The 8,973-nt window shown below is 59.7% G+C and carries 9 protein-coding genes; 2 read left to right on the top strand and 7 right to left on the bottom strand.

Features of this window, described 5'->3' with window-relative positions; all coding sequences use genetic code 11:
- The first annotated feature begins 58 nt into the window (after positions 1-58).
- Complete coding sequence (locus HMPREF9538_RS26155; RefSeq protein ID WP_032456964.1) at positions 59-769, top strand: membrane protein associated with oxaloacetate decarboxylase; 711 nt, start codon at positions 59-61, stop codon at positions 767-769.
- A 36-nt stretch (positions 770-805) separates the two neighbouring features.
- Here the strand turns inward: HMPREF9538_RS26155 and gpmA are convergent, their stop codons facing one another.
- The 7 genes from gpmA to modE form a co-directional block, all read right to left on the bottom strand.
- Complete coding sequence (gpmA, locus tag HMPREF9538_RS26160) at positions 806-1,558, bottom strand: 2,3-diphosphoglycerate-dependent phosphoglycerate mutase (RefSeq protein ID WP_002895089.1); 753 nt, start codon at positions 1,556-1,558, stop codon at positions 806-808.
- 291 nt (positions 1,559-1,849) lie between these two features.
- A complete protein-coding gene (gene galM, locus HMPREF9538_RS26165; RefSeq protein ID WP_004223707.1) occupies positions 1,850-2,893 on the bottom strand; it encodes a galactose-1-epimerase in 1,044 nt (347 codons plus the stop codon).
- Positions 2,887-4,035 carry a galactokinase gene (gene galK, locus HMPREF9538_RS26170; RefSeq protein WP_004176842.1) on the bottom strand — a complete coding sequence of 383 codons (1,149 nt, stop codon included), beginning with the start codon at positions 4,033-4,035 and terminating at the stop codon, positions 2,887-2,889. Before galK ends, galM begins: the two co-directional genes overlap by 7 nt.
- 2 nt (positions 4,036-4,037) lie before the next feature.
- Positions 4,038-5,084, bottom strand: a complete 1,047-nt coding sequence (gene galT / locus HMPREF9538_RS26175) for a galactose-1-phosphate uridylyltransferase (protein WP_004142166.1) — start codon at positions 5,082-5,084, stop codon at positions 4,038-4,040.
- A 9-nt stretch (positions 5,085-5,093) separates the two neighbouring features.
- Positions 5,094-6,110, bottom strand: a complete 1,017-nt coding sequence (gene galE / locus HMPREF9538_RS26180; protein ID WP_002895150.1) for a UDP-glucose 4-epimerase GalE — start codon at positions 6,108-6,110, stop codon at positions 5,094-5,096.
- A 209-nt stretch (positions 6,111-6,319) separates the two neighbouring features.
- Positions 6,320-7,792: a molybdate ABC transporter ATP-binding protein ModF gene (gene modF / locus HMPREF9538_RS26185; protein WP_020316490.1), complete on the bottom strand. Its 1,473-nt coding sequence runs from the start codon at positions 7,790-7,792 to the stop codon at positions 6,320-6,322.
- A gap of 67 nt (positions 7,793-7,859) precedes the next feature.
- On the bottom strand, positions 7,860-8,648 hold the full coding sequence (modE, locus tag HMPREF9538_RS26190; protein ID WP_002895154.1) for a molybdenum-dependent transcriptional regulator: 789 nt from the start codon (positions 8,646-8,648) through the stop codon (positions 7,860-7,862).
- A gap of 152 nt (positions 8,649-8,800) precedes the next feature.
- On the opposite strand from modE, the gene HMPREF9538_RS26195 reads away from it, so the two are divergent.
- Positions 8,801-8,950: an AcrZ family multidrug efflux pump-associated protein gene (locus HMPREF9538_RS26195; RefSeq protein WP_002895156.1), complete on the top strand. Its 150-nt coding sequence runs from the start codon at positions 8,801-8,803 to the stop codon at positions 8,948-8,950.
- Positions 8,951-8,973 lie beyond the last annotated feature (23 nt).

The raw sequence follows: 8,973 nt of genomic DNA, 5'->3' as shown, positions 1-8,973 counted from the left end.
CCAGCCTGTTCCCGCGGCTGGCAAGCCGGCCGCGGAGATTTCTCATAAGGAGACGGTGATGAATGAAGGCATAGCATGCTGTCCGGAAAACCGGACATCAACACGGGAGGCGGTGGTTGACGCCATGCTGGCGTCAGGCGATGAACTTGCACAACTGCAGCCGGCGCTGAACCTGCTTTCGCCCCCGCTGAACGCCACGCCTGGTGAAGCGCTGCTGGCCAGCTGTTATGAGGCCGGCGCTGACCACAACGCTGACGAGGCAACACGGGCGGTGAGCGCCTTACCGGCGGCGGTCGTGCGCTCTGCGACGCCCTCGCTGCAGCGCAGCGGTCTGCTGTGCATGGCGGCCGGGGCGCTCAGCGCCCGGCAACTTCCACTGACGCACAACCGGCTGTGTGACGTGGCGGGGCAGTTCGCCCGCGCTATCCCTGAAGGCGATGAAGAGGCGGGGAGTGGATTTTATACCGTGCGCAGCGTGTCCCTGCCCGTCTACCGGCGGCTGCGGCGGGATAACCATTCTCACAGCGTCTGTCTACAGCAGGCGCTGCTGCATTTGCTGGCCTGGAAGAGTGAGTCGCCCTGGGCGCGGCAGCAGGCGCAGCGTCTGCTCTGGCAGGGTGGCGTGCTGGGTGAGAAGGGGGAATTTGCGCTACTGACGCTGGATGATGAGCTTCGCGAGCGACAGATAGTCTGGCCCGCGCTGAGATCGCTGCTGGCGGTGACCGGGGTTCTGGTCAGATTCCCGGCCGGGCCGGGATTTAGCGATTAACGTGGCTCCCCAAACGGGGAGCGCTATCGTAAAAAATTACTTCGCTTTACCCTGGTTGGCGACGGCAGCAGCTTTCGCCGCGATCTCTTCCGCGTTACCCAGATAGTAATGTTTGATCGGCTTGAAGTTTTCATCGAACTCATATACCAGCGGTACGCCGGTCGGGATGTTCAGTTCGAGGATCTCGTCTTCGCCCATGTTGTCGAGGTATTTCACCAGCGCGCGCAGGGAGTTACCGTGAGCGGCGATGATCACGCGCTCACCGCTTTTCAGGCGCGGCAGAATGGTTTCGTTCCAGTAAGGCACGACGCGGTCGATGGTCAGCGCCAGGCTTTCAGTGGTCGGCAGTTCCGCGTCGGTCAGTTTTGCATAGCGCGGATCGTGGCCCGGGTAGCGCTCGTCGTCTTTGGTCAGCTCCGGCGGAGTGACAGCGAAGCCGCGACGCCACTGTTTAACCTGCTCGTCACCGTATTTCTCAGCGGTTTCCGCTTTGTTCAGGCCCTGCAGCGCGCCGTAATGACGCTCGTTCAGCTTCCAGGATTTCTCAACCGGCAGCCAGGCCTGATCCAGTTCGTCCAGCACGTTCCACAGGGTGTGGATGGCACGTTTCAGCACGGAGGTATAAGCAAAATCAAAGCTGAAGCCTTCAGCCTTCAGCAGTTTACCCGCTGCTTTCGCTTCGCTAACGCCTTTCTCGGACAGATCCACGTCGTACCAACCGGTGAAGCGGTTTTCGTTGTTCCACTGGCTTTCGCCATGACGAACCAGTACCAGCTTAGTTACAGCCATTCTCTCACTCCTCTCTACACGCCATCCCTCGCGCCGCGAACGGTACGCTGAATGTGATGGTGTATGTGTTATTGATTGATAACTATTCTCATTATATTGCCGTGATTTGGCGCACGGCAATGCTTATCCCTAACCATAGCGAAAATAGTGGCGCAGTGTAAGGTGCTTGTAATACACAGGTTATTTTTTTGTCCTTTGGTGACGGAAAATAGAGCAGGTTGCTGAAAAAAGAGGCGGCAGAGAGGAGGGCGGGGACGAAAAGCAGCGCCCCCTGATGGAGGGCGCTGGCGATTATCGGGCGATAAACTGATATTCCGTCAGGCTGACGTACTCCTGGCCCGGACGTAATACACAGTCCGGCTGCGGCCATTGCGGATGGTTCGGCGAATCCGGCAGGAATTCGCTCTCCAGCGCCAGTCCCTGCCAGTCGGCGTAGGGCTCCGTCGTCTGCGACGGGGTGCCGCCGAGATAGTTGCCGGAGTAAAACTGCAGCGCCGGAGCGGAGGTATAGACCGTCATCTGCAGCTTGCCATCCTGCGACCAGACCTGTGCCGCAGGCTGGCTGGCGTCGCCTTTGGCATCCAGCAGGAAGGCATGATCGTATCCCTTCACCTTTTGCTGATCGGCATCCGCGAGGAAGTCGGCGGCGATGGTTTTCGGCTGGCGGAAATCAAAGCTGGTGTTAGCAACATCTTTCAGTTCGCCACCCGGGATACCGTCGCTTTCCACCGGCAGATACCTCTGGGCGAGGATCTGGAGCTGATGCTGGCGCACATCGCCCTGCTCACCGTCGAGGTTGAAATAGACGTGATTGGTCATATTCACCGGGCAGGGTTGGTCCACGGTGGCGCGATAGGTAATCGCGATGCGGTTATCGTCGCTCAGACGATAGTGCGCGGTGGCCTGCAGGGTGCCCGGAAAGCCTTGATCGCCATCGGGCGAGGTCAGGGCGAACAGCACTTCCTGCTCGTCGGCGCGGACAATGCGCCAGCGGCGCTTATCAAACCCTTCCGGGCCGCCGTGGAGCTGGTGGCCCGCGTCGTTTGACGGCGTGACGTTGACGACCTGGCCGTCAAGCGGGAAGCGGCTGTGGCCGATACGGTTGGCGTAGCGGCCTACCGAGGCGCCAAGAAATGCGGCCTGGCGAGCATAGTCTTCCAACTTTGCGCAGCCCAGCAGCGGTCGGCGCAGGCTGCCATCGGCCAACGGCACCTCGGCGCTGAGCAGCGTCGCGCCCCAGTCCGCCACGGTGACGGTCATCCCCGACTTATTGCGCAGGGTCACCTGCTGCCATGGCTGACCGTCCGGGGCCAGCGCGGTGGTTTGCGTTAGCATTGCCCGGCCCCCTGTGACGGTTTGCAGACATAGAATGTCTCTTTAATACCGGTTTTCGCTTCATACTCGTTGGCAACGGCCTGCTGAACGGTATCGACCAGTTCTTCCGGGATTAACGCTACCACGCAGCCGCCAAAGCCGCCGCCGGTCATGCGCACGCCGCCCTTATCGCCGATCGCGGCCTTAACGATCTCCACCAGGGTGTCGATCTGCGGGACGGTGATCTCGAAATCATCACGCATCGAGGCGTGGGACTCTGCCATCAGCTCACCCATCCGCTTCAGGTCGCCTTTTTCGAGGGCGCTGGCGGCTTCCACAGTGCGGGCATTCTCCGTCAGCACATGGCGTACGCGCTTCGCGACCACCGGATCCAGCTCATGGGCGACGGCGTTAAATTGCTCAAGGGTGACATCGCGCAGGGCGGGCTGCTGGAAGAAGCGCGCGCCGGTTTCGCACTGTTCACGACGGGTGTTGTACTCGCTGCCGACGAGGGTACGCTTAAAGTTGCTGTTGATGATCACCACCGCCACGCCTTTCGGCATCGAGACGGCTTTGGTGCCCAGCGAACGGCAGTCGATCAGCAGCGCGTGGTCTTTTTTGCCCAGCGCTGAAATCAGCTGATCCATGATGCCGCAGTTGCAGCCGACGAACTGGTTTTCCGCCTCCTGGCCGTTGAGGGCGATTTGCGCGCCATCCAGCGGCAGATGATACAGCTGTTGGAACACGGTGCCGACGGCGACTTCCAGCGAGGCTGATGAGCTTAACCCCGCACCCTGCGGTACATTGCCGCTGATCACCAGATCCGCGCCGCCAAAGTGGCTGTTCCGCTGCTGCAGATGCTTTACCACGCCGCGGACATAGTTCGACCACTGCTGGGTGTCGTGGCTGATAATCGGCGCGTCGAGAGAGAACTCATCGGTCTGATTGTCGTAATCGGCGGCAATCACCCGCACGGTACGATCGTCGCGCGGCGCACAGCTGATCACCGTCTGGTAGTCGATAGCGCATGGCAGCACAAAACCGTCGTTGTAATCGGTATGCTCGCCGATCAGGTTGACGCGGCCTGGCGCTTGAATGACATGGCTGGCCGGGTAGCCGAAGGCGTCAGCGAACAGGGTTTGGGTTTTCTCTTTCAGACTCATCATTACACTCCGGATTCACGAAAATGGACGTCGCTGACGGCGCGCAGTCGTTCGGCAGCTTGCTCGGCGGTCAGATCGCGCTGAGTTTCGGCCAGCATCTCATAACCAACCATAAACTTGCGGACCGTCGCGGAGCGCAGCAGCGGCGGATAAAAGTGGGCATGAAGCTGCCAGTGGTTATGGTCTTCGTCGTTAAACGGCGCGCCGTGCCAGCCCATGGAGTAGGGGAATGAGCACTGGAACAGGTTGTCGTAACGGCTGGTCAGCTTTTTCAACGCCAGCGCCAGATCGCTGCGCTGGGCGTCGGTGAGATCGGTTATGCGCTGCACGTGCGCTTTCGGCAACAGCAGCGTTTCGAACGGCCAGGCGGCCCAGTAGGGCACCACCGCCAGCCAGTGCTCGGTGTCCACCACCGTGCGGCTGCCGTCGGCCAGTTCGCGCTGCACATAGTCCAGCAGCATCGGCTGGCCCTGTGCGGCGTAATACTCTTTCTGCAGACGGTCTTCCCGTTCCGCTTCATTGGGCAGGAAACTGTTGGCCCACACCTGACCATGCGGGTGAGGGTTGGAGCAGCCCATCGCTGCCCCTTTGTTTTCAAAAACCTGCACCCACGGGTAGCTTTTCCCGAGGTCCGCGGTCTGTTCCTGCCACGTTTTAACCACGTCTTCCAGCGCTCCAAGGCTCAGTTCCGGCAGCGTTTTGCTGTGGTCTGGCGAGAAGCAGATCACCCGACTGGTGCCGCGGGCGCTCTGGCAGCGCATCAGCGGATCGTCACTCTCCGGTGCGTCCGGGGTGTCGGTCATCAGGGCCGCAAAGTCGTTGGTAAATACGTAGGTACCGGTGTAATTCGGGTTGGTGTCGCCGGTCACCCGGGTGTTGCCCGGGCACAGGAAACAGTCCGGATCGTGGGCCGGCAAGGTCTGTTTTGCCGGCGTTTCCTGCGCCCCCTGCCAGGGGCGCTTGGCGCGATGCGGAGAAACCAGAATCCACTGTCCGGTTAACGGGTTATAACGACGATGTGGATGGTCAACGGGGTTAAATACGCTCATGAAGGTTCCTTAGTCTGGATAACCCTGCGGATGACGGGACTGCCAGTGCCAGGTGTCCTGCGCCATTTCGTCCAGGTTGCGCGTTACGCGCCAGTTCAGCTCGCGGTCGGCCTTGGCAGCATCCGCCCAGTAGGCCGGGAGGTCGCCATCGCGGCGCGGCGCGAAATGGTAGTTAATGGGTTTGCCGCAGGCCTTGCTGAAAGCATTGACTACGTCGAGCACGCTGCTGCCGACGCCGGCGCCAAGGTTGTAGATATGCACCCCGGCTTTGTCAGCCAGTTTTTCCATGGCCGCGACGTGGCCATCGGCGAGGTCCATCACATGGATGTAATCGCGCACGCCGGTACCATCTTCGGTCGGATAGTCGTTACCAAAAATGGCCAGCGATTCGCGACGGCCAACGGCGACCTGGGCGATGTAGGGCATCAGGTTGTTCGGGATCCCCTGCGGGTCTTCCCCCATGTCGCCCGACGGGTGGGCGCCGACCGGGTTGAAGTAGCGCAGCAGGGCAATGCTCCACTCCGGCTGGGCTTTCTGCAGGTCGGTCAGGATCTGCTCCACCATCAGCTTGCTTTTGCCGTAGGGGCTTTGCGGGGTGCCGGTCGGGAAGCTTTCGACATACGGGATTTTCGGCTGATCGCCGTAGACGGTAGCGGAGGAGCTAAAGATAAAGTTCTTCACGCCAGCGGCGCGCATGGCAGAGACTAATTTCAGTGTGCCGGTGACGTTATTGTCGTAATATTCCAGCGGCTTGGCGACGGACTCCCCGACGGCTTTCAGCCCGGCGAAGTGGATCACTGCCTCAATGGCGTGATCGTGGAGGATCTCCGTCATCAGCGCTTCGTTACGAATATCGCCTTCAATAAAGGTGGCTTCTTTGCCGCCGAGACGTTCAATCACCGGCAGTACGCTGCGCTTGCTGTTGCAGAGATTGTCGAGGATCACCACCTCGTGTCCCTGCTGCAGCAGTTGAACGCAGGTATGACTTCCAATGTAACCGCTACCACCTGTAACCAGAACTTTCATGATTCGCTCCATTCGGCTTATCGTTTGTGAGGAAGATAGCATATCAAAGAAGTGAAAAGTGTGACATAGGGCAAGTTAGTGGAATCGTTTACACTTGGGGTGTAAATAACGTAAATTTTATATTTTTAATTTTAATTCAATGTATTAGGTTTGTTTGGCGCTATTTTTCTGAAAAATACCAGGGATCTTTCGATCCCCGGCAGGGGGCGTCAGGCCACAGGGCCGAGCTGATAAGTGTAACCGTCTCCACTGGGAACGAACGCCAGGCGATGGGTAATACAGTCCGGGGCATCTTCTGCATGGTGCGAGACAAACAGCAGCTGTGTGGCCCCTTCGCCAATCAACACGTCGACAAAGCGGCGCACCAGCTGGCGGTTGAGTGGGTCCAGCCCCTGCAGCGGTTCATCGAGGATCAGCAGGGTTGGATGCTTCACCAGCGCGCGGACGATAAGCGCCAGCCGCTGCTGGCCCCACGACAGACTGTGAAACGGCGCGTCGGCGGTGCGCTTATCGATGCCGAGAATATCCAGCCATTGCTGCACCAGCTTATGCTGCTTGTCGGAGACCGCCTGATAAATGCCGATCGAGTCAAAATAGCCCGACAGGATGACGTTGCGGACGTTGGTGCTGACCCGGTAGTCCAGATGCAGGCTGCTGCTGACGTAGCCGATATGCTTTTTAATATCCCAGATGGTCTCACCGCTGCCGCGCCGGCGGCCAAAGAGCGTGAGATCGTTGCTGTAGCCCTGCGGATGATCCCCGGTGACCAGGCTCAGCAGCGTAGATTTACCGGCGCCGTTGGGACCGACGATCTGCCAGTGTTCGCCTGGATTCACGGTCCATGAGAGGTGATTGATGACCGGGCGATCGTTATAGGAGACCACGCCGTCGTTGAGCACGATACGCGGCGCCGAGTCTGCCAGCGCATGACGGGCCGGTGGGACATCCGGCTCCGGCAGGGTGATGCCGTCCAGTTTTTCACTGTGCGCCAGCTGGGCGACCAGCGCCTGCTGCAGCAGGGAAGACTTCTCGCCGGTCTCGCTGAGGGTGCAGTCAGCCAGCACGCCGGCGAATTGCACAAACTCCGGGATCTCATCGAAACGGTTGAGCACCAGCACCAGGGTGATGCCGGCGCTGTGCAGGTCGGCCAGCAGGGCAGCAAGCTGCTGGCGGGAGTTGACGTCGAGACCGTCGAAAGGTTCATCGAGGATCAGCAGTTGCGGATCGGTCATCAGGGCCTGACACAGCAGGGTCTTACGCGTTTCCCCGGTCGACAGGTATTTAAACCGGCGGTCCAGCAGGGCGCTGATGCCAAACTGTTCGGCCAGGCGCGCGCAGCGGGCAGGATCTTTCACCTCATCCTGGATAATCTCCGCGGTGGTGCGGCCGGTGTCTTCTTCGCCTGGGCTGAGCAGGTCGGTGTTATTGCGCTGCCACTCGTTGCTGACCAGCTTCTGCAACTGTTCGAAGGAGAGGCGGGTCACGCGGGAGAAGTGGCTTTCGCGCTGGCCGCTGAGCAGGGTCAGGTCGCCTGCCAGGGCCCGCGCGAGGGCGGATTTGCCGCTGCCGTTGCTGCCGACGAACGCCCAGCTTTCACCCGCCGCCACGCTCAGGTGGTCTATTTTTAAGGTCTTTGTATCGCTCAGGCGAAACGTGCCTTGCGAAATTTGCAATGATGACATGATGTATCCCATTTTTTGCAGCGATGTGCATCAGGGATACGACTTCAGGCGCGTAATGTCAATGGGGTCAGCATAACGTCGCGAGAATGATGCGATCGGCATTGAAGTAAGCGATCGCCTCCGTTCCTTCCGCCAGGCCAGCGGCCTGCGCCTGTGGCAGGGTGGCGCACAGGGTTTGACCGTCCGCCAGGGTCATCAGTACTTCGCACTGTCCGGACCCGCATTCGATATGACTGATACGTCCCGACAGCTGGTTATCGGCCTGGCGGGCTGCTGCGGGATCGAGGGTGATGCCGACCCATGGCGCTTTGAGCAGGACCAGCACCTCCTGGCCCTCATCGAGTCCCAGCTTCTCAGCGCTTTGGGCGGTGATGGCGACATTCAGGCGGGTTTTTCCGTCAGCCAACAGTACTTCCACGTGCTGCTGCACCTGCTGGCGATCGCGGCCGGTAATGGTGCCGAACCACTGGTTGCGGGCGCTGGTCTGCAGGGAAAAGCGCGAGATGGCCGCCAGCAGGCTATCCAGCGGCAGGGCATCGTCATCGCTGAGTACATCAAACGCTTTCTGCTGGATCTGCGCCAGCAGATCGTACAGCTGGATCAGACGCTGCCCGTAGCGGGTCAGCACCGCGCCGCCGCCGCCCTTTCCGCCGGTGGCGCGATCCACCAGCGGCTGTTCGCTGAGCTGGTTCATCTCATTGATGGCATCCCAAGCGCTCTTATAGCTGATACCCGCATGCTTCGCCCCCTGGCTTATCGAACCGGTCTGGTCAATTTGTTTGAGCAGGGCGATCCGCCGCGGATCGGCAAACAGGCGCTGCTGTAGCTTAAGGGTAAGAAGAATTTCGGCCTGCATAATCGTTTCCTGACAAAAAAGGGTATTGTGACCGATAGTCGCCCACTTGCAAAACCTCTCTGCGCGGTTGGTCATTACCCACCGCACAAATGGGACGTGTTTTTTCGGCTGAAATCGTTACAATCAGGAAATCATACTATCTGGAGTGAACCATGTTAGAGCTTTTGAAAAGTCTGGTTTTTGCGGTCATCATGGTACCGGTGGTGATGGCGGTCATCCTGGGACTGATTTACGGTCTTGGCGAAGTGTTCAACCTCTTCTCCGGCGTAGGCCACAAAGATCGCAGCCAGCAAAATCACTGATTTCCCGGCGCCCGGTTTAACCG

The organism is Klebsiella sp. MS 92-3 (assembly GCF_000195655.1).
GTDB classification, from domain to species: Bacteria; Pseudomonadota; Gammaproteobacteria; order Enterobacterales; family Enterobacteriaceae; genus Klebsiella; species Klebsiella pneumoniae.
Note: the sequence above shows the minus strand (reverse complement) of the source record. Positions and strands in the feature narration are given on the sequence as shown.

What these genes read in the sequence shown, in the direction of transcription:
- HMPREF9538_RS26155 (WP_032456964.1), top strand. Translation starts at nt 59, where the DNA reads ATGAATGAAGGCATAGCATGCTGTCCGGAAAACCGGACATCAACACGG.
- gpmA (WP_002895089.1), bottom strand. Translation starts at nt 1,558, where the DNA reads ATGGCTGTAACTAAGCTGGTACTGGTTCGTCATGGCGAAAGCCAGTGG.
- galM (WP_004223707.1), bottom strand. Translation starts at nt 2,893, where the DNA reads ATGCTAACGCAAACCACCGCGCTGGCCCCGGACGGTCAGCCATGGCAG.
- galK (WP_004176842.1), bottom strand. Translation starts at nt 4,035, where the DNA reads ATGAGTCTGAAAGAGAAAACCCAAACCCTGTTCGCTGACGCCTTCGGC.
- galT (WP_004142166.1), bottom strand. Translation starts at nt 5,084, where the DNA reads ATGAGCGTATTTAACCCCGTTGACCATCCACATCGTCGTTATAACCCG.
- galE (WP_002895150.1), bottom strand. Translation starts at nt 6,110, where the DNA reads ATGAAAGTTCTGGTTACAGGTGGTAGCGGTTACATTGGAAGTCATACC.
- modF (WP_020316490.1), bottom strand. Translation starts at nt 7,792, where the DNA reads ATGTCATCATTGCAAATTTCGCAAGGCACGTTTCGCCTGAGCGATACA.
- modE (WP_002895154.1), bottom strand. Translation starts at nt 8,648, where the DNA reads ATGCAGGCCGAAATTCTTCTTACCCTTAAGCTACAGCAGCGCCTGTTT.
- HMPREF9538_RS26195 (WP_002895156.1), top strand. Translation starts at nt 8,801, where the DNA reads ATGTTAGAGCTTTTGAAAAGTCTGGTTTTTGCGGTCATCATGGTACCG.